Genomic DNA, 17,089 nt, shown 5'->3' with positions numbered 1-17,089 from the left:
CTGCTTCGCTGCGGCACCGGCTAGATTTCCGGGCCCCGCAACTGAAGCCGATAGCAAATGACCGCGCCCTTCGTTCCCCAGATCGCCCTGTACCGCAACTGGCTCGCCGAGCAGCGCGGGCTGTCCTTTGCCGACTACGAGGCGATGCGGCAATGGTCGGTGCGCGATCTCGACGGTTTCTGGCGCAGCATCTGGGACTATTACGATCTGCAATCGCCGACGCCGTTCGAGGCCGTGCTCACCGAGCGCAAGATGCCCGGCGCGGTCTGGTTTCCGGGCGCGCAGGTCAACTATGCCCGGCAGGTGTTCCGGCATGTCGAAGCGGCCGATGCTGCCGGCCTGCCCGCGATCGTCTCTGGCGGCGAGGATGGCAGCATCACGGAGACGAGCTGGCCGGAGCTGCGGCGCAAGGCCGCCGCGCTGGCGTTGCATCTGAAGGAAAAAGGCATCAGGCCCGGCGACCGCGTCGCGGCGTACCTGCCCAACATCCCCGAGACCATCGTCGCGTTTCTCGCAAGCGTCAGCATCGGCGCGGTCTGGAGCGTCTGCGCACCCGACATGGCCGCGCCCGCCGTGATCGACCGCTTCAAGCAGATCGAACCGAAAGTGCTGATCGCCTGCGATGCCGTCACCTATGCCGGCCGGCGGCACGATCGCAAGGACGTCCTTGCCGAGCTGCGGCGATCGCTGCCGAGCGTCGAGCATGTCATCCTGCACAGCGAGGCCGGCGCGGCCGCCGCGCCCGATGCCCTGCTCTCGGAGATCACGGCCAGGACTGGTGCTGCGATCGACGCGTTCGAGCCGATGTGGCTGCCGTTCGATCATCCGCTCTGGATCGTCTATTCCAGCGGCACCACCGGGCTGCCGAAGCCGATCGTGCACGGCCATGGCGGCATCGTCATCGTGGTGCTGGCTCTGCTCGGGCTGCACAACGACATCGGCTGCTCCTATCACGAGAACTCGTTCGGCGAGCGCTATCACTGGTACTCGTCGACCGGCTGGATCATGTGGAACAGCCAGGTCGGCGGCCTGCTCAACGGCACCACCTGCTGCATCTTCGACGGCAGCCCCGGCGGCACCAGGGACAAGCCGGACTGGACCACGCTATGGCGCTTCGTCGCGCGGTCGAAGGCGACCTTCTTCGGCGCGGGCGCGGCATTCTTCGCCAATTGCGCCAAGGCCGAGATCGATCTTGCGGCCGCCGGCGATCTGTCGCTGCTGCGCTGTCTTGGCTCGACTGGCTCCCCGCTCAGCGCCGACACGCAAGGCTGGTTCAACGCGCGCTTCGCGGCGCTGTCGAAGACCAACGGCAGCAAGGCACAGGCGGACGTCTGGTGGGCCAACATCTCCGGCGGCACCGATTTCGCCGGCGCCTTCATCGGCGGCAATCGCGAGCTGCCGCAGACGCCGGGCGCGATGCAATGCCGCTCGCTCGGTGCTGCCGTGGAGGCCTACAACGAACAGGGCCGCGCCGTCACGGACGAGGTCGGCGAGCTCGTCTGCACCGAGCCGATGCCGTCGATGCCGCTGTATTTCTGGAACGACAAGGACGGCGCGCGCTATCGCGCCAGCTATTTCGAGACCTATCCCGACAATTTCGACGGCAGCGGCCGCGGCCCGGTGTGGCGGCACGGCGACTGGCTCAAGGTCAACCCGGACGGATCCTGCATCATCTATGGCCGCAGCGACGCCACCATCAACCGTCACGGCCTGCGCATGGGCACGAGCGAACTCTATTCCGCGATCGAGGCGCTGCCGGAGGTACTCGACAGCCTCGTGGTCGATCTCGAATATCTCGGCCGCGACAGCTACATGCCGCTGTTCGTGGTGCTGCGTGACGGCATCGCGCTCGACGCTGCGATGCAAGCGAAGATCAACAAGGCGATCGAGGCCGGCCTATCACGCCGCTTCCTGCCGAACGAGATCTTCGCGGTCGCCGAGATCCCTCGCACGCTGTCCGGCAAGAAGCAGGAGCTGCCGGTCAAGAAGCTCCTGCTCGGCCAGCCCGTCGAGAAGGTCATCAACAAGGAGGCAATGGCCAACCCCGCCTGCCTCGACTGGTATCTTGCCTTCGCGCGCGACTATCTGGCGCGGACCGCGGCATGACGGGGATCGCCCCAATTGCATCGATGCCGTTTGCATTCCGTTCACCGATCGCCGCTAGATCAGGATGGATCCTTGGCGCCGAACAGCAGACATGGCCGACCTCAACGCCGTCCTCACCAGGCTTAATGACCGCCTGCTCCGCCTCGAAGGCGAGATGTTCGTGCTGCGCTCGCTGGCGCGCGCGACGCTGACCGCGGGCGACGACCATGCCGTGCGGATGCGCAAGCTGGTCGAGGCCGCAAAGGTCGCGCTCGACGACGAGGCCAGACGCGAACTCGACAAGCCCACACGCAAATATGTCGATGCAGCCACCGCGCTGGTGGAGGAACTGCTGGTCGAGCCGACCCCGGCGCGACCGCTGTTCACGGTGATCGACGGCGGCCGGCGCGACTGAGCGCGCCCCGCCTTGGCGTCACGCTCAATTAACGGCCGTACAAGCCGGGAGGCTGCCTGCCGTTGCGGTAGCACTGACCGTCTGCGTAATTGTACGCGAAGCCGTCCGGGCAGAGGCCGCCGCGTCGTCCGGAATATTCGGGCTGTCCGTAGGCGCCGGGCGCGTGCGCCCCGTTCGGATAGCAGCTGCCGTTCGCGTAATTGTAGTCGTAACCGTGCGGGCACAGGCCGCCGCGTCGTCCGTAGTACTCGTGCGGGCCGGGATCGCGCGTGTAGACACCCGGCGCATGATAGTCGTTGGGATAGCAGCGGCCGTTCGAGTGGTTGAAATCATAGCCGTCCGGGCAGCGTCCGCCGGGAGCAGCCCTGAACTGAACCTGTTCTACCATGGGCTCCGGCGATGCCGCGGGCACGGTAGCGAACGCGAGCAGGCCAGCCAGCGCAAGAGCGATCATGACGTATTCTCCAAATCACGGGGACAAAACCTAGCAGGATTCATGTCCCACGAAACGATGCTGAGATTGAGACATCGCGGGCCTGAACCATGCATGAACCGGCCCCCGGACTGCGACGATGCGTCGTACCCGATGCGCGAAGCCCCTAGATCGGCGTGGAATTCTCCGTCTTGAGGCGGTTGAGGCCCGCCTCGATGATCGCGATCTCCTCGTCGATCTGGCCGATCGGGAGGCTGAAATCGTAGCCGGACTTGCTCTTCAGATCGACCGCGAGGCGCTGCCTGTGCATCATCAGCTCGTCGAGGCCGCGCCGGTTCTTCAGCCGCACATAGCTGTCGACGATCTGCTCAATGGCGCGCGGCATGAAAATTGTCCCGACGAAAAGACCCGCACGGCGCACCCACGCCGGCGGGATATTTTCGGTGTCGCGGTACGCAATACAAATCCGCGACAGATTCGTCGATACGCCGGGCGGGTTGAGATCGCGTTACCATTCGATGATTTCTCGATGTGCGGGCATTGAAAAGGCCGCTGACGACGACGCCAGCGGCCCAAGCCGGGTTAAAAACGGATGCGGATTGAAATGTCGCCAGCCCCGGTAGGCGCGTTCTTATCAGCCGCTCCAGTCCATCTCTGTTAAAAACGAAACATAGGAACCGACTTATCGGCCGCTTGCCACCTCACCGTGGCCGCGCGGCAACGCTAATCGGTGACGCAGAAGTAAGTGCGCGGCAATCTGCGATAGGCGCTGTAGCGGTAATACGGCCGGTAGGCGTAGCCACGATAGAGCGCCGGCGGCTCCTCGCCGTAATAGGCGCGATGATAGAAATTGAGCACCGGCCCGCGCGCGCAGCGGTAGCTGTCCCAGGTCGGCCCCACGAATGGCGCGATCCCGGTCTCGGGCGGCACCGCGGGATATGGCCCGCCCGCATGAGCGGGAACAGCCAAGAGCAATGCCGCGAGAAGGAAAAACCATGCGCCACGCATGAGCTCGCTCCCGAACAGGTGCAACAGGCCTGCCATGGAAGCACCGGAACGGCCGCCTGCGCAATCGCGGCGTTCACCTTCCGCCAGTGCCGCCGCGCATTGTTGATAACCCCTGTAAACGCCGGGCGGGTGGTGACAGGGCGTCCGGACGTGTTATCGGGGGATGACGCAGTTGCGAGACCGGATCGGACACCCATGCGCATTACCCTCGTCGGCTCCCGCCATTTCGGCGTGACCACCCTGAACATGCTCCGGGAGCACGGCGTCTCGATCGTCAGGGTCGTGGTGGCCGACGCCGAAGATCGCCTCGCCGCGACGGCCAAGGCCGCCGGCATCGAGGTCGTGGTCCAGGCCAATCCGAAGCTCGTGGTGGCCTCCGAGATCGCGCCCGATACCGACCTGATCATCACGGCGCACAGTCACGCCCGGATCGGCAAGGATGCGATCGCCGCCGCCAAGCTCGGCGGCATCGGCTATCACCCCTCGCTGCTGCCGCGCCATCGCGGCAAGGCCGCCGTGGAGTGGACCATCAAGGAAGGCGATCCAATCGCCGGTGGCACGATCTACCACCTCGCCGACCGCATGGACGCCGGCGCCATCGCCGCGCAGGATTGGTGCTTCGTCAGGAAAGGCGAGACGGCACGTGAGCTCTGGGAGCGGGCGCTGGCCCCTCTCGGCCTCAAGCTGCTCGCCGACGTGATCGACTACGCCAACGTCCACAAGGCGCTGCCGGCCAAGACTCAGGACGAGCAATTCGCGACGGCTGCCCCGAGTCTCTCCTGACGTTTACCCTTAACGCGAGGGGGCATTGATTCCGCATCGAAAATTGCCGCCGGAAATGCAAATAAACCATTGTTTCGACTGGAACAATTTTCGATTTGGCATCGCAACAAATTTCCGTCACATTTGGTCCAGATAAGCGACAGCATATCAGACACATTCAAGGACGGATTTATGCGTTTTGCTCGCATCGCGGTGTTCTGTGCCGCCTCAGTTTTCACCGGCACCCTCGCCGCCTCCGCCTTCGCCCAGACGCCTTATGACGGCAATTGGCAGGTCACCATCGTGACCAAGAGCGGCTCCTGCGAACCGACCGCGAGCTCCCTTCTGACGGTTGCCGACGGCAAGATCACTGCGCCCGGCGCCAACGTTTCCGGCACCATCGGTAGCGGGGGACTTGTGAAAGTTTCGATCAATGGTGCATATGCTAACGGTCAACTCAGCGGCAACGCCGGATCGGGGAAGTGGAATGGAGCATCTGCAGGCATACCGTGCAGCGGGCGGTGGGAAGCATCGCGCCAATAAAGCATTTGAGGCTCGCGCCCGGAACCGGCGGCTGCTGATTGCGGCCGCCGTTTTGTTTGCGGCAGGGATTGCCAACACCGACAGCAAGGCCCAGTCGGGCCCATTCGCCCCGCTCGCGGGCAGCTGGAGCGGCGGCGGCACCGTCATGCTGGACGACGGTTCGACCGAGCGGATCCGCTGCCGGGCCAAGTACGCCCCGATCGGGCCGACCATGGAGATGTCGCTGACCTGTGCCAGCGACGCCTACAAGTTCAACCTCGCCGCCAGCGTCAAGTCCGAGGGCAGCGCCATTGCCGGCAGCTGGTCCGAGGCCAGCCGCAACATCTCCGGCTCGCTCCAGGGCCGCGGCGGTGGCGGCAGTTACGAGCTGGTGGCCTCCACCGCCGGCTTCAACGCCAACATCTCGCTGAAGACGTCAGGCAACAAGCAGACCGTCACCATGCGCGCGGACAGCCAGTTCCGCGGCGCCAATATCTCGCTGTCGAAGTAAGACGGCAGACGATCCGAGAATCGATCCGGCGGCCTCGCCGGATCGATTTTTTTTATGCGCCCGGCACGAACGCGGTGACCTCGATCTCGACCTTGGCGCGCTCGTCCACCAGGCCGCCGATGTAGAGCAGCGTCGACGGCGGGAAGTTGCGCCCAAGCGTTTCCTTCCAGGCAGCGCCAATGCCGGCACCTGCGGCTTCATACTCGCTGCGGCTGGTCAGGTACCAGGTCAAGCGAACGATGTGCTCGGGACCGGCGCCGGCCTCTCCGAGAAGCTTGATGATCCGCTTCAGGGCGGTCGCGACCTGCGCTGCCATGTCGGGCGCGTAATTGCCAGCCTCATCGCCGCCGGTCTGGCCGGCCAGCACCACCCAGCGCCCGGGTCCGTCCACCACGACGCCGTGGGAAAAGCCGCGCGGTTTCTTCCATTCGGCCGGCTGCAGGATTTGCATGAGCGAAGATCTCCCTGTTCTTGTTGTTCAGCGAAGCTAGCACGCCCTCCTGCATCGCTGCATCCGCAGATTTGGCCGTTGCAAATGGCGGTGATGTCGCCGATACCGGCCGTCCTTTTCCGCTTTCCGTCCCCAGCATATGCACCCTGCCCGATGAGCGCGACACCGTCCAAAACGATGGCTGCATTGTGGATGGCCGGCTGGCTGGCGCTGATGCTGGTGATGGCGGTTGCCGGGCGCGAGACCACACGCGAGCTCAACGTTTTCCAGATCATGGAAGTGCGCTCGGTGATCGGCTTCACGCTGCTGTTGCCGCTCATCTACCGTGCCGGCGGTTTCGCGGCGGTTGCGACCAAGCGCCTGCCCCAGCATCTCGCACGCAACGGCGTGCATTACTTCGCACAGCTCGGCTGGTTCTACGCACTGACGCTGATCGGGATCGGTCAGGTCGTCGCGATCGAGTTCACCATGCCGATCTGGACGGCGCTGCTGGCTGCAACGTTCCTGTCGGAGCGCATGACGATCTGGAAGATCGCCGCCGTCGTGCTCGGCGTCTTTGGCGTCGTCATGATCGTGCGGCCCGCCACCAGCGAGATCAATCCAGGCCAGTTGATCGCGCTCGGGGCCGCGATCGGCTTCAGCATCTCCATGATCCTTGCGAAGTCGCTGACCCGGACCGAGAGCGCGCTGTCGATCCTGTTCTGGATGATCGTGGTGCAGATGGTCGTGGGCCTGCTGCCGACGCTGGTGGTCTGGACCTGGCCGTCGACCTATCTCTGGGGATGGTTGTTCGTGATCGGGGTCTGCGGCACTTTCTCGCACTATTGCCTTGCCAGCGCGCTTCGCTACGCCGACGCGACGATCGTGGTTCCCATGGACTTCCTGCGGGTTCCCCTGACCGCGACCGCCGGCTGGCTGCTCTATTCCGAGCGGCTCGACACCTGGACCGTGCTGGGCGCGGTGCTGATCCTGTGCGGCAATCTCCTGAATTTGAAGCCGGCCTCGACGGTTCCCGCCCGCGCGCGGTGAACCTTCCCCCGCCTTGCGCGACAAAACGAAGTGGCCGTGTGATTTGGATCACGTTGGAAGATGAGTCCACCGTGCACATTCGGCCACACAGCAGCGGGTTGAACGCTACGGACTGCCGTTTCGGTGGCACGACGTCGGGCACTTCGTGTAGGTTCGTTGCCAGTTCGTTGCTGCCTGCAATTCGATTCTGGGGATTTCAGAATGCGCTATCTCACCCTCCTCGCATCGCTGATGTGCATGGCGCTGTCGGTCAATGCCGCGAAAGCTGATCGCCGCGTCGCCTTCGTCGTCGGCAACGGCTCCTACAAGAACGTCGCGCAACTGCCGAACCCGCCGATCGACGCCAAGGCGATGGCGTCCACGCTGCGCAATGTCGGCTTCGAGGTGATCGAAGGATCCAATCTCAGCCGCGACCAGATGACGGAGAAACTGCTCGACTTCGGCCGCAAGGCACAGGGCTCCGACATCGCGCTGTTCTATTATGCCGGCCACGGCATCGCCGTCGGCGGCACCAATTACCTGCTGCCCGTCGACGCCGACATCAAGTCGGAGATGGACGTCAAGCTGGGCGCGGCCATCAACATCGACCTGACGCTCGACCAGACCATGGGCGATGCCAAGGTCAAGCTCGTCTTCCTCGACGCCTGCCGCGACAATCCGTTCGCCGCCAAGATCAAGTCGAACTCGGCGACCCGCAGCGTCAACGTGCAGAGCGGTCTTGCCGAGATGAAGTCCGGCGAAGGTACGCTGATCGCGTTCGCCACCGGCCCCGGCCAGACCGCGCTCGACGGCCAGGAGGGCAACAACAGCCCGTTCACCCGCGCGCTGATCGACAACATCACCAAGCCCGGCATCGAGATCCAGCAGGCGATGACGTCGGTGCGCGCCCAGGTCAACGAAGAGACCCGCAAGGGACAGCTGCCCTGGGGCCACACCAACCTCACCGGCTCGGTCTATCTCAACCAGGCTCCGACCACCCAGGTCGCCAACGCCGCCCCGACCGCGTCCGGCATCGTGCCGGCGGCGGCCGGCAGCTCTGACGGCGTCGAGCTCGAATATTGGCGCTCGGTGAAAGAATCCAACAAGCCGGAAGAACTCAACGCCTACCTCACCGCCTATCCGAGCGGTCAGTTCAAGGCGCTGGCGCTGGCACGACTTGCGGCGATCAAGAGCGGCCCCTCGACCGCGACCCGCACGCTCAACGCCGGCGTCGACCCCGCGACCTTCACCGACGAGGCCACCCAGGTCACCGAGGACCAGATCGGCCTCGACAAGACCCAGCGCCGCGATGTGCAGCGTCGCCTCACCGGCCTCGGCTTCGACACCAAGCAGACCGGCGTGTTCAGCGACGACACCCGTGTGGTGATCAAGCGCTGGCAGGCTGCGCGCGGCTATCCCTCATCGGGCTACCTCAACAAGTTCCAGCACAAGGCCCTGATCTCGGAAGTCGTCGCTGCCCCGGCGACGGCGAGCGATACCAGCCAGAAGGCGGCCCGCCGTTCCGCCAGCGCTCCCCAGGGCAGCGCGCCCGCGCCGGCTCCGCAACATCGCAGCAACCCCGGCGATGCTGCCGGTGCGGCCTTCGTGGGCGGCGTCGTCGGCGGCATGATGGGCGGCATGTTCCGCCGCTGAGCCGAGCGAGACTGACAACACAAAAGCCCGGCTCGCGCCGGGCTTTTTTTATTTTGCAGCGTCGCCGCCTCATACTCCGTCATTGCGAGCGCAGCGAAGCAATCCGGAATCCCTCCGCGGCGGGATTCTGGATTGCTTCGTCGCAAGAGCTCCTCGCAATGACGCGGATAGAGACGTGTGCCACGCGGGTGTCACAGTCCGAGGAGAGACACAGCGGATCCGACGCGCAAGGTCGGAGCCTACTTACCCGCCGCTTTCCGCAGCGCCTCGTTGATGCGGTCCTGCCAGCCGGGGCCGCCCTCCTGGAAGAACTCCAGCACATCCTGGTCAATGCGGAGCGTGACCTGCTCCTTGATACCAGGCGCCACGTTTTGCTTGACCGGCGCGGCGGCGACCTTGGCCGTCACCTTCTTGAACGCCGCCTCGGCTTCGGTCCTGGCATCGCCGAGCGTGCGCGGCCGCCTCGGTTGATCAGCCATGTCCTAGATTCCCTCAAACAGGGCTGTCGAAAGATACCGCTCGGAGAAGGACGGCACGATCGCCAGGATGGTCTTGCCGGCAGCTTCCGGCCGTTTGCCGATCTCGAGCGCGGCCGCGATCGCCGCGCCCGAGGAGATGCCGCCCGGAATACCTTCGTGCCGCGCCAGCGCGCGCGAGGTCTCGATCGCCGTCGTCGAGTTGATCTTGACGATCTCGTCGATCACCGAGCGGTCGAGAATGTCGGGCACGAAGCCGGCGCCGATGCCCTGGATCTTGTGCGGCGTATGCTGGCCGCCGGACAGCACCGGGCTCTCCTCCGGCTCGATCGCGACCACGCGCAGGGATGGTTTGCGCGGCTTCAGCACTTGGCCAACGCCGGTGATCGTGCCGCCGGTGCCGACGCCGGCGACGAAGAAGTCGATGTTGCCGCCGGTGTCGTTCCAGATCTCCTCCGCGGTGGTGCGGCGGTGCACCTCGGGATTGGCGAGGTTCTTGAACTGCTGCGGCATCACCGAGTTCGGCGTCGTCTTCAACAGCTCCTCGGCGGCGGCGATCGCGCCCTTCATGCCTTGCGCCGCGGGCGTCAGCACCAGCTCGGCGCCGAGAAAGGCCAGCATCTTGCGCCGCTCGATCGACATCGATTCCGGCATCACCAGCTTGAGCCGGTAACCGCGCGAGGCCGCCACGAAAGCGAGCGCGATGCCGGTATTACCGGAGGTCGGCTCGATCAGCACGGTGTCGGGCTTGACGATGCCGGCCTTCTCCATCGCGACGATCATCGCCGCGCCGATACGATCCTTCACGCTGGCGGCAGGATTGAAATATTCAAGTTTTGCCAAAATCGTCGCGTTCACGCCGTGCATGCCGGGCAGCCGGCGCAAGCGCACGATCGGCGTGTTGCCGAAGGCCTCGACGATCGAGTCATAGATACGGCCGCGGCCGGCTTGGTGCGCTGCACCCGTGGTGGACGATGCGTCCATGATGAACTCCCTGTGGCGACAATCTGCACTTCTATCGCGACATTGTGCAGTTACAGACAGCTTGCGGCGACACGCAAGCGACAATGCGGCACATGTTAAATACGCTGCATCGCAAAATCGCGTGAGCGGCAAACATCAGAAAACCAACGCATTTGTGTTGCGACCTCGTCAACAGCTTCTGCTTATGTTAGACTTATGTCTCAAAGCAGGGAGGTCACCACGATGTCAGCAGTTGCTGAAGTGTTGTCATCCGTCGCGCCGAACCGCGATCCGCGTTGCAGCGAGTTGCCCACCTGTCCCGTCTGCGCCGACTCCATGGTCGCCGCCGAAGCTTCCGCCTACGTCTCGGACCACGTGATCAGCTACCTCTGGACCTGCGACAATTGCGGCTATGGGTTCGTCACCAAGCACGCCGTGAAGCAGCACTTCGTGTGCAACTAGCCTCATCGCTTCAGCGCGGGGCGATATCGCCCCTCGCCCAGTCCTCGCGCGTGCGCTGATAGAATTCCTCGAACGTTCCGCATGCGATCGCGTCCCTGATGCCCTGCATCAGGAACTGGTAGTAAGCGATATTGATTTCGGACAGCAGCATGGCTCCCAGCGTCTCGCCTGCCTTGACGAGATGATGCAGGTAGGCGCGCGCGCAATTGCGCGTCGACGGCCATGCGCTCTCCTCATCCAGCGGACGGGGATCGTCGGCGTGACGTGCGTTGCGCAGGTTCACCTGGCCGAAGCGCGTGAAGGCGACGCCATGGCGGCCATTGCGGGTCGGCATCACGCAATCGAACATGTCGATGCCGCGCTTCACGGCTTCCAGGATGTCGTCGGGCGTGCCGACGCCCATCAGATAGCGCGGCCGCTCTTTCGGCAGCAGCGGCGCGGTCTCGTCGATCATCGCCAGCATCACCGCTTGCGGCTCGCCGACGGCAAGGCCGCCGATGGCGTAGCCATGGAAACCGGTCGTGACCAGACCCTGCGCGCTCGCATGACGAAGCTGCGGAACGTCGCCGCCCTGCACGATGCCGAACAGCATGTAGCCCGCGGGCGCGCTCTCGAAGGCGCGCTTCGAGCGCTCGGCCCAGCGCAGCGACAATTGCATCGCGCGCTCGATATCGGCCCGCTCGGCCGGCAGCCGCACGCACTCATCCATCTGCATCGCGATGTCGGAGCCGAGCAGGCGCTGCACCTCGATCGAGCGCTCCGGCGACAGCTCGACCTTGGCGCCGTCGATATGCGAGCGAAAGGTGACGGCGTTCTCGGTGACCTTGCGCAGGTCCGACAGCGACATCACCTGGAAGCCGCCGGAATCCGTCAGCATCGGTCCGTTCCAGCCGGTGAATTTCTGCAGGCCGCCGAGCGCTGCGATCCGTTCGGCGGTCGGGCGCAGCATCAAATGATAGGTGTTGCCGAGCACGATGTCGGCCCCGGCATCGCGCACCTCGCGCCAATGCATGCCTTTCATCGCGCCCGCCGTGCCGACCGGCATGAAGGCCGGCGTCCGCACCACGCCATGCGGCGTGGTCAGGCGGCCCGTGCGCGCGGCGCCATCGGTGGCGAGCAACTCAAAGTGATTGGGAAGGTCATTGTCGGGATTCATGGCGGTGCTTATTGCGTGTTGGAAGAGGCCGATCAACCCGCTCTCTCCCTGCCGCAAGCCGGCGTGTGCCTCAGACTGGGACACAATCGCGGCGGATATTCGCGCCACCGGCCTTGTTAAACAAAACGATACCGTGTAGTTTTATCCCGGGGGCTGGACGAGATGCCGCGGCGAGGTTTGCCGGCGGCGGTAAACGCGTGATCGCCAGCCACCGACAATGCCCCTGCCTTCGAGTTCGACTGACGTCTTCGGCCGTTTGCTGCGCTGGATCAGACCAGCACGCCGGCTGAGCGGAATTCTGGTCCTGACCTGCAGCCTGGCGCTCGGCGCCTGCACGTCCCTGCCCCGCACGCCCTACACCGCCGCCGAGGCCCGCACATCGCGCGTCCTCGCGATCGATGGCCTTCGGCGCTACGCGGACGACCCCGTCACCAAATTCACCTTCGAGAAGGACACCAGCACCGCGACCAAATCCTATCTGGCGCTGTCCGGCGGCGGCGCCGATGGCGCCTACGGCGTCGGCGTCCTCAACGGCTGGACCGCGGCGAGAACCCGCCCCGCCTTCTCCGTCGTCTCGGGCGTCAGCACCGGCGGCCTGATCGCGCCGTTCGCGTTTCTCGGCCCGCAATATGACGACACGTTGAAGGAGGTCTACACCAGCGGCATCGCGGAAAGCCTGCTCAACGATCCCAGCATCATGCGCGTGCTGTTCGGATCCGGCCTGTTCGGCAACACGCGGCTGCGCGAGCTCGTCGCCCGCTATGTCGGGCCCGAGATCATGGCACAGGTCGCGCGCGAGAACGCCAAGGGACGAAAGCTGCTGATCGTCACGACCGATCTCGACACCCAGCGCACCGCGATCTGGGACATGGGCAAGATCGCCGCCGTCGGCACGCCCGAGGCACTCAAGCTGTTTCGCGACGTGATGGCGGCGTCCGCCAGCATTCCCCTGGTGTTTCCGCCGATCATGATCGACGCCGAGGGCGAGGGCCGCAAGTTTCAGGAGATGCATGTCGACGGCGGCGTGACCGCGCCGGTGCTGACGCTGCCGGAAGCCCTGCTGTTCCAGGGCAGCCGGCTGCCGGGCAGCGCGAAGATGGACATCTACATTCTCGTCAACAAGAAGATCGAGCGCAATTTCGAGCTCGTCTCCAACGGCACCATCGACGTCGCCTCGCGCAGCCTGTCGGCGATCACGCAATCGCAGACGCGGTCGATCATTTACTCGACCTACGATTTCGCCAAGCGAAACCGGCTCGGCTTTCATCTCTCCTACATCGCGCGCGACTATCCGGCGCCCCCGTCGGAAGGGTTCGACACCACCTATATGCGCGCGCTCTATCAGTACGGGTTCGACAAGGCCGCGTCCGGACAGGCCTGGAGCACGACGGTGCCGTGAGGCCTGGCAGAGGAACGTGGCCCTGCCGAAACCGTTGACGATAAGGCCAGTTCGGCCAGATTCGCGATGACGCACCGGCTCCTGCGCGATATAGAGCGAATGACGACTGTCAGAAACGCGCAGGGCTCGTTGGGCATGGGATTGACTGCGACCAAGACAAAATCGGCAGCGCCACGGCGCGAGGTGCAGAAATCGCGCGGCGGCCGGCCGACGAAGACTGCTGCGCTCGAGCGTGACCAGCGGCTCATCGAGGTCGCCACCCGCCTGTTCCTGGATCGCGGCTTCGATGCCACCTCCCTCGACGCGGTTGCGGAAGCGGCGCGGGTCAGCAAGCCCACCGTCTATTCCCGCTATGGCGACAAGCGCGGCCTGTTTGCCGCCGTGCTCAGGCGCGAGATCGAGCGCTGGCTTGCCCCGCTGTCGGCTGCCGCCGAGACGCAGCTGAGCAGCGCCTCCGACATCTCGGTCGAGCAGCGGCTGATCGAGATCGGGCGCGAGATGCTGACCTTCACCTGCGGACCGGATGCCGTCGCCTTCAGCCGCATGATGACGTCGCAGGCCATCAACTTCCCCGACATCGCCAAGCTCGGCAAGGAGGAAGGCTGGTTAAAAGCCGTCGCCACCACGGCGCGCTTCTTCGACCATCTGGTGGCGCAGGGAGCCCTCGATCTCGACGACACCACGATCGCCGCGGAGGTATTTCTCGACGTCGTCGTCGGCCACACCCACCGCCTGGCGACGTTCGGAACGGCGCTAGAGATGAAGGCCGCGGAAAAGCGCATGCGCGCCGCCATCAAGCTGTTTCTGGCCGGCGCGCTCGGACCGGCCGACCGCGTCCAGGACACCAGGGCCACGCAACGCCGCCGTCCGTCCCGCTGACAATTTTGTGAGGCCGGCCGGGAACGCAGTCGGCCGCATTGACCGAAATAAAACGATACGGTATGGTTTAGTTATAAGCGATACGGGCTGCTTTTTCACCAGCCCCAAAGTGGACCGTATCGCTGAGATCGCCGTTGCCGGGTACAGTCCGGTGCGGCGCTCCGCGGCCGGCCGATGCCCAAGGCCGGCCGCGAATTCTTTACGATCATCCGGCACACTCGCTGGCCGAGGGTTTCGAGCATGACGACAGCCAAACGATGGACCTCAGGACTGCTGGCGCTAGCCCTGCCCGCGCTGCTCCTTGCTGCGCCCGCGCGTGCGATCGTGACCACGGACAGCACGCCGACCGCCCTGCACGGCGAAACAGATGGTGATGCGGCGGTCGATCGCCAGACCGTCAGCCGCGAAATCGAGCGCTTCCGCAGCTCGTCGATCTCGATCAGCCAGGCCATGGCGATTGCCGAAGGCCGGCACGCCGGCGCCACCACGGCGGATGTGAGTTTCGACGGCGCCGCGGGGGTGCCGGTGTACCGGGTGAAGACCCTGCACAACGACCGGATCTGGCGCCACACCATCAACGCGGCGACAGGCGAGATCGTCGGCGGCGAAGCGGCCCTGCCCCTCGCCGAACTCGACCACGAGGACCGCGACAACCTCGCAGCGCTCGGTGCGATCAGGCACCGCCTCGCCGACGCCGTCCGCGTTGCCGAACGCGCAGCCTCGGGCAAGGCGATCAGCGGCGGCCTGGTGCGCGACCGCGGCCGGCTCAATTTTGCGATCGTCGTCATCAGCGGAGACGACCTCAAGGAAGTCATCCTGGAGCCGCCGGGCGCCAAAACGAAATAGCGGCAGGCTTCGCCTCCGGCATTGGCCGGAGCCGAAACCCCATTGACGACTTCCAGACTCTCCCGCATAAGTCGCCGCCATGTTCACGACCACCAAACGCACGACCAAAACCACCACGGCCCCAGGGGCCCGGGGAGGCGTGCGCGCGTAGGTCGTCGACTTAAACGCATCATCTCTACCGAAGCCCCGCCCTCGATGGTCCGGGGCTTTTTTGTTGTCTAAATCGCAAACTCAATGGAGGACAAAGTGAGTAACGATCCCGTCGTCGCGATTGTCGGCGTCACCGGTGCGGTGGGCGCCGAATTCATCGCCACCATGGACAAGCGCGGCTTCCGCGTCGGCAAGCTCAAGGCGCTCGCCAGCGCCCGCTCCGCCGGCAAGACGGTCTCGTTCCGCGGCAAGGATGTCGTGATCGAGGAGCTGACCGAGCGCTCCTTCGAGGGCGTCGACATCGCCCTGTTCTCCGCCGGCGGCAGCATTTCGAAGAAGTTCGCGCCGATCGCGGTCAAGTCGGGCGCCGTCGTCGTCGACAATTCCTCGGCCTTCCGCATGGATCCGAACGTGCCGCTGGTGATCCCCGAGATCAACGCCAACCGCATCCGGGATCACAAGGGCATCATCGCCAATCCGAACTGCGCCGCGATCACCGCGCTGGTGCCGCTGTGGCCGATCCACCAGAAGAACCGCATCAAGCGCGTCATCATCTCGACCTATCAGGCGGCCTCGGGCGCCGGCGCCGCGGCGATGGAGGAGCTGGTCGAATCCACCCGCGCCAATCTCAACGGGCAGGTCTATACGCCCAAGGTGATGCCGCACCCCTACGCCTTCAACCTCTTCAACCACAACACCGCTATCGATCCCGAGACCGGCTACAACGACGAAGAGACCAAGGTCATCAAGGAGACCCGCAAGATCTTCGAGGACGAGCAGATCGCGATCGGCGTCACTTGCGTCCGCGTGCCGGTGCTGCGCGCGCACTGCGAAGCCATCACCTTCGAATGCGAGAAGCCGATCAATGAGGACCAGGTCCGTGCCATCATGGCCCAGGCGCCCGGCGTGAAGGTCGTCGACGATCGCGCCAAGAACTACTTCCCGATGCCGATCGACGCCTCGGGCCAGGACGACGTCCTCGTCGGCCGCATCCGCAAGGACCTCAGCGACGCCAGCGGGCATTCGATCTCGATGTTCGTGGCGGCCGATCAGCTGCTCAAGGGCGCAGCGCTGAACGCGGTGCAGATCGCCGAGCTCCTGCCGCAGCGGGTGATGGCGTAGCGGAAGGTGCGTAGTGCGTAGGGTGGGCAAAGGCGCGCAAGCGCCGTGCCCACCATTCTTCTCCGCATTCAAGAAAGGCGTGGGCACGCTTCGCTTTACCCACCCACCCTACGACGGCTGACCGCAGTCAGGTCAACGCCTGCATAACATCCGTCTTGGCAAAATCAGCTCCCTTGAAAAGAAGCGGCTCTGAGCGCGCCTTCGCCAAGGCGTAGACCGCGCAATCGACGATATTCAACTGCGCAGGATGGCCCCCGCCCTTGCCGAAGCGCCGAAATGCCTCGAACGCGTCTTTCGCCATGTCTGCGTCGAACGGCACGACAGCGATGCCGGCCGTCGCCAGCAACTCGCCAAAGAATTCGACTGCCGACGCGCCGAAACGAGAAGCAAGAACGATCTTGGTTTCAAGCACGGCGACTGCCGACATCGACAAGCTGTCGGCCTCCAGCATGGCGGTCCGATAGCGTTGCCCGTCCGGCTCGTTGGTTACGGTCGCAACGATCGCAGACGTATCCAGCACCATCAGGACGGCAGCCCGAAACGGTCGTAGCCAACGATTTCGTCGGCAGGGCGGGAATCTAGAACAGGCAAGGCAGCGGTTCGTTCGAAGAACGTCGTCAGAGCGGCTTTTCTATCTTCCACCGGCGGGAGGACGCGCGACAAGCGCTCCTCGATGGCACGCTCCAGCGCCGTCTCGATATCTTCCCCCGTCAGGCGGGCGAGGCGCTGGGCAAGTTCATCAACTTTCGTGGAACGGATGTTCATCGGCCACTCGATCTACGCAAATG

Annotated in this window: 21 protein-coding genes; 12 read left to right on the top strand and 9 right to left on the bottom strand. The window is 64.7% G+C overall.

Annotated elements, in window-relative coordinates; translation table 11 throughout:
- Positions 1 to 57: 57 nt before the first annotated feature.
- Both QRQ56_RS06055 and QRQ56_RS06050 read left to right on the top strand, forming a co-directional pair.
- Positions 58 to 2,106 carry an acetoacetate--CoA ligase gene (locus tag QRQ56_RS06055; RefSeq protein ID WP_438738341.1) on the top strand — a complete coding sequence of 683 codons (2,049 nt, stop codon included), beginning with the start codon at positions 58 to 60 and terminating at the stop codon, positions 2,104 to 2,106.
- Positions 2,107 to 2,197: 91 nt separating this feature from the next.
- Positions 2,198 to 2,500, top strand: coding sequence for a hypothetical protein (locus QRQ56_RS06050; RefSeq protein ID WP_438738340.1), 303 nt, complete (start codon positions 2,198 to 2,200; stop codon positions 2,498 to 2,500).
- 28 nt (positions 2,501 to 2,528) lie between these two features.
- On the opposite strand, the gene QRQ56_RS06045 is transcribed toward QRQ56_RS06050, so the two are convergent.
- From QRQ56_RS06045 to QRQ56_RS06035, 3 genes are all read right to left on the bottom strand, one after another.
- The gene (locus QRQ56_RS06045; protein ID WP_438738338.1) at positions 2,529 to 2,888 is read right to left on the bottom strand and encodes a hypothetical protein; all 360 of its coding nucleotides are present in this window, start codon (positions 2,886 to 2,888) and stop codon (positions 2,529 to 2,531) included.
- 211 nt (positions 2,889 to 3,099) lie between these two features.
- On the bottom strand, positions 3,100 to 3,318 hold the full coding sequence (locus QRQ56_RS06040) for a hypothetical protein (protein ID WP_438738336.1): 219 nt from the start codon (positions 3,316 to 3,318) through the stop codon (positions 3,100 to 3,102).
- Positions 3,319 to 3,656: 338 nt separating this feature from the next.
- On the bottom strand, positions 3,657 to 3,941 hold the full coding sequence (locus QRQ56_RS06035) for a hypothetical protein (protein WP_438738334.1): 285 nt from the start codon (positions 3,939 to 3,941) through the stop codon (positions 3,657 to 3,659).
- A gap of 195 nt (positions 3,942 to 4,136) precedes the next feature.
- On the opposite strand from QRQ56_RS06035, the gene QRQ56_RS06030 reads away from it, so the two are divergent.
- The 3 genes from QRQ56_RS06030 (at position 4,137) to QRQ56_RS06020 (ending at position 5,736) form a co-directional block, all read left to right on the top strand.
- The gene (locus tag QRQ56_RS06030) at positions 4,137 to 4,724 is read left to right on the top strand and encodes a formyltransferase family protein (protein ID WP_438738332.1); all 588 of its coding nucleotides are present in this window, start codon (positions 4,137 to 4,139) and stop codon (positions 4,722 to 4,724) included.
- A 171-nt stretch (positions 4,725 to 4,895) separates the two neighbouring features.
- Positions 4,896 to 5,246 carry a hypothetical protein gene (locus tag QRQ56_RS06025; protein WP_084251750.1) on the top strand — a complete coding sequence of 117 codons (351 nt, stop codon included), beginning with the start codon at positions 4,896 to 4,898 and terminating at the stop codon, positions 5,244 to 5,246.
- Positions 5,191 to 5,736: a hypothetical protein gene (locus QRQ56_RS06020; RefSeq protein WP_438738330.1), complete on the top strand. Its 546-nt coding sequence runs from the start codon at positions 5,191 to 5,193 to the stop codon at positions 5,734 to 5,736. Before QRQ56_RS06025 ends, QRQ56_RS06020 begins: the two co-directional genes overlap by 56 nt.
- 52 nt (positions 5,737 to 5,788) lie before the next feature.
- Here the strand turns inward: QRQ56_RS06020 and QRQ56_RS06015 are convergent, their stop codons facing one another.
- Positions 5,789 to 6,187: a RidA family protein gene (locus QRQ56_RS06015; RefSeq protein WP_438738328.1), complete on the bottom strand. Its 399-nt coding sequence runs from the start codon at positions 6,185 to 6,187 to the stop codon at positions 5,789 to 5,791.
- 153 nt (positions 6,188 to 6,340) lie between these two features.
- On the opposite strand from QRQ56_RS06015, the gene QRQ56_RS06010 reads away from it, so the two are divergent.
- Both QRQ56_RS06010 and QRQ56_RS06005 read left to right on the top strand, forming a co-directional pair.
- A complete protein-coding gene (locus QRQ56_RS06010) occupies positions 6,341 to 7,216 on the top strand; it encodes a DMT family transporter (RefSeq protein WP_438738326.1) in 876 nt (291 codons plus the stop codon).
- Positions 7,217 to 7,417: 201 nt separating this feature from the next.
- Positions 7,418 to 8,848, top strand: coding sequence for a caspase family protein (locus tag QRQ56_RS06005; RefSeq protein WP_438738324.1), 1,431 nt, complete (start codon positions 7,418 to 7,420; stop codon positions 8,846 to 8,848).
- Between the two features lie 239 nt (positions 8,849 to 9,087).
- Here QRQ56_RS06005 and QRQ56_RS06000 read toward each other — a convergent pair whose 3' ends face one another.
- Both QRQ56_RS06000 and cysK read right to left on the bottom strand, forming a co-directional pair.
- A complete protein-coding gene (locus QRQ56_RS06000; protein ID WP_438738322.1) occupies positions 9,088 to 9,327 on the bottom strand; it encodes a BrnA antitoxin family protein in 240 nt (79 codons plus the stop codon).
- 3 nt (positions 9,328 to 9,330) lie between these two features.
- Positions 9,331 to 10,308 (bottom strand): cysteine synthase A, encoded by a 978-nt coding sequence (cysK, locus tag QRQ56_RS05995; RefSeq protein ID WP_438738320.1) that lies wholly within the window; start codon positions 10,306 to 10,308, stop codon positions 9,331 to 9,333.
- Positions 10,309 to 10,530: 222 nt separating this feature from the next.
- Between cysK and QRQ56_RS05990 the strand changes: the two genes are divergently transcribed.
- Positions 10,531 to 10,749 carry a hypothetical protein gene (locus tag QRQ56_RS05990; protein WP_438738318.1) on the top strand — a complete coding sequence of 73 codons (219 nt, stop codon included), beginning with the start codon at positions 10,531 to 10,533 and terminating at the stop codon, positions 10,747 to 10,749.
- A 10-nt stretch (positions 10,750 to 10,759) separates the two neighbouring features.
- Here QRQ56_RS05990 and tgt read toward each other — a convergent pair whose 3' ends face one another.
- Positions 10,760 to 11,905 carry a tRNA guanosine(34) transglycosylase Tgt gene (gene tgt, locus QRQ56_RS05985; protein WP_438738316.1) on the bottom strand — a complete coding sequence of 382 codons (1,146 nt, stop codon included), beginning with the start codon at positions 11,903 to 11,905 and terminating at the stop codon, positions 10,760 to 10,762.
- Between the two features lie 217 nt (positions 11,906 to 12,122).
- Here tgt and QRQ56_RS05980 point away from each other — a divergent pair, with 217 nt between their 5' ends.
- From QRQ56_RS05980 to QRQ56_RS05965, 4 genes are all read left to right on the top strand, one after another.
- Positions 12,123 to 13,304 carry a patatin-like phospholipase family protein gene (locus QRQ56_RS05980; RefSeq protein WP_438738314.1) on the top strand — a complete coding sequence of 394 codons (1,182 nt, stop codon included), beginning with the start codon at positions 12,123 to 12,125 and terminating at the stop codon, positions 13,302 to 13,304.
- Positions 13,305 to 13,439: 135 nt separating this feature from the next.
- Positions 13,440 to 14,183 (top strand): TetR/AcrR family transcriptional regulator, encoded by a 744-nt coding sequence (locus QRQ56_RS05975; RefSeq protein ID WP_438740085.1) that lies wholly within the window; start codon positions 13,440 to 13,442, stop codon positions 14,181 to 14,183.
- Between the two features lie 240 nt (positions 14,184 to 14,423).
- Positions 14,424 to 15,029 carry a PepSY domain-containing protein gene (locus QRQ56_RS05970; protein ID WP_438738313.1) on the top strand — a complete coding sequence of 202 codons (606 nt, stop codon included), beginning with the start codon at positions 14,424 to 14,426 and terminating at the stop codon, positions 15,027 to 15,029.
- Positions 15,030 to 15,263: 234 nt separating this feature from the next.
- Positions 15,264 to 16,301: an aspartate-semialdehyde dehydrogenase gene (locus QRQ56_RS05965; protein ID WP_438738311.1), complete on the top strand. Its 1,038-nt coding sequence runs from the start codon at positions 15,264 to 15,266 to the stop codon at positions 16,299 to 16,301.
- A gap of 127 nt (positions 16,302 to 16,428) precedes the next feature.
- Here QRQ56_RS05965 and QRQ56_RS05960 read toward each other — a convergent pair whose 3' ends face one another.
- Both QRQ56_RS05960 and QRQ56_RS05955 read right to left on the bottom strand, forming a co-directional pair.
- Positions 16,429 to 16,824: a type II toxin-antitoxin system VapC family toxin gene (locus tag QRQ56_RS05960; protein WP_438738310.1), complete on the bottom strand. Its 396-nt coding sequence runs from the start codon at positions 16,822 to 16,824 to the stop codon at positions 16,429 to 16,431.
- Positions 16,824 to 17,066 carry a type II toxin-antitoxin system VapB family antitoxin gene (locus QRQ56_RS05955; RefSeq protein ID WP_438738308.1) on the bottom strand — a complete coding sequence of 81 codons (243 nt, stop codon included), beginning with the start codon at positions 17,064 to 17,066 and terminating at the stop codon, positions 16,824 to 16,826. Before QRQ56_RS05955 ends, QRQ56_RS05960 begins: the two co-directional genes overlap by 1 nt.
- Positions 17,067 to 17,089: the final 23 nt, after the last annotated feature.

The organism is Bradyrhizobium sp. U531 (assembly GCF_051710265.1).
In the GTDB taxonomy this organism is placed as follows: Bacteria; Pseudomonadota; Alphaproteobacteria; order Rhizobiales; family Xanthobacteraceae; genus Bradyrhizobium.
This window is presented reverse-complemented; position numbering and strand designations above follow the sequence as displayed.

Coding starts and splice junctions, on each gene's coding strand:
- tgt (WP_438738316.1), bottom strand. CDS start 11,905: ATGAATCCCGACAATGACCTTCCCAATCACTTTGAGTTGCTCGCCACC.
- QRQ56_RS06030 (WP_438738332.1), top strand. CDS start 4,137: ATGCGCATTACCCTCGTCGGCTCCCGCCATTTCGGCGTGACCACCCTG.
- QRQ56_RS05960 (WP_438738310.1), bottom strand. CDS start 16,824: ATGGTGCTGGATACGTCTGCGATCGTTGCGACCGTAACCAACGAGCCG.
- QRQ56_RS06015 (WP_438738328.1), bottom strand. CDS start 6,187: ATGCAAATCCTGCAGCCGGCCGAATGGAAGAAACCGCGCGGCTTTTCC.
- QRQ56_RS05955 (WP_438738308.1), bottom strand. CDS start 17,066: ATGAACATCCGTTCCACGAAAGTTGATGAACTTGCCCAGCGCCTCGCC.
- QRQ56_RS06050 (WP_438738340.1), top strand. CDS start 2,198: ATGGCCGACCTCAACGCCGTCCTCACCAGGCTTAATGACCGCCTGCTC.
- QRQ56_RS06035 (WP_438738334.1), bottom strand. CDS start 3,941: ATGCGTGGCGCATGGTTTTTCCTTCTCGCGGCATTGCTCTTGGCTGTT.
- QRQ56_RS05980 (WP_438738314.1), top strand. CDS start 12,123: ATGCCCCTGCCTTCGAGTTCGACTGACGTCTTCGGCCGTTTGCTGCGC.
- QRQ56_RS06025 (WP_084251750.1), top strand. CDS start 4,896: ATGCGTTTTGCTCGCATCGCGGTGTTCTGTGCCGCCTCAGTTTTCACC.
- QRQ56_RS05965 (WP_438738311.1), top strand. CDS start 15,264: ATGGAGGACAAAGTGAGTAACGATCCCGTCGTCGCGATTGTCGGCGTC.
- QRQ56_RS06010 (WP_438738326.1), top strand. CDS start 6,341: ATGAGCGCGACACCGTCCAAAACGATGGCTGCATTGTGGATGGCCGGC.
- QRQ56_RS06040 (WP_438738336.1), bottom strand. CDS start 3,318: ATGCCGCGCGCCATTGAGCAGATCGTCGACAGCTATGTGCGGCTGAAG.
- QRQ56_RS06000 (WP_438738322.1), bottom strand. CDS start 9,327: ATGGCTGATCAACCGAGGCGGCCGCGCACGCTCGGCGATGCCAGGACC.
- QRQ56_RS05970 (WP_438738313.1), top strand. CDS start 14,424: ATGACGACAGCCAAACGATGGACCTCAGGACTGCTGGCGCTAGCCCTG.
- QRQ56_RS06020 (WP_438738330.1), top strand. CDS start 5,191: ATGGAGCATCTGCAGGCATACCGTGCAGCGGGCGGTGGGAAGCATCGC.
- cysK (WP_438738320.1), bottom strand. CDS start 10,308: ATGGACGCATCGTCCACCACGGGTGCAGCGCACCAAGCCGGCCGCGGC.
- QRQ56_RS05975 (WP_438740085.1), top strand. CDS start 13,440: ATGGGATTGACTGCGACCAAGACAAAATCGGCAGCGCCACGGCGCGAG.
- QRQ56_RS06055 (WP_438738341.1), top strand. CDS start 58: ATGACCGCGCCCTTCGTTCCCCAGATCGCCCTGTACCGCAACTGGCTC.
- QRQ56_RS05990 (WP_438738318.1), top strand. CDS start 10,531: ATGTCAGCAGTTGCTGAAGTGTTGTCATCCGTCGCGCCGAACCGCGAT.
- QRQ56_RS06005 (WP_438738324.1), top strand. CDS start 7,418: ATGCGCTATCTCACCCTCCTCGCATCGCTGATGTGCATGGCGCTGTCG.
- QRQ56_RS06045 (WP_438738338.1), bottom strand. CDS start 2,888: ATGGTAGAACAGGTTCAGTTCAGGGCTGCTCCCGGCGGACGCTGCCCG.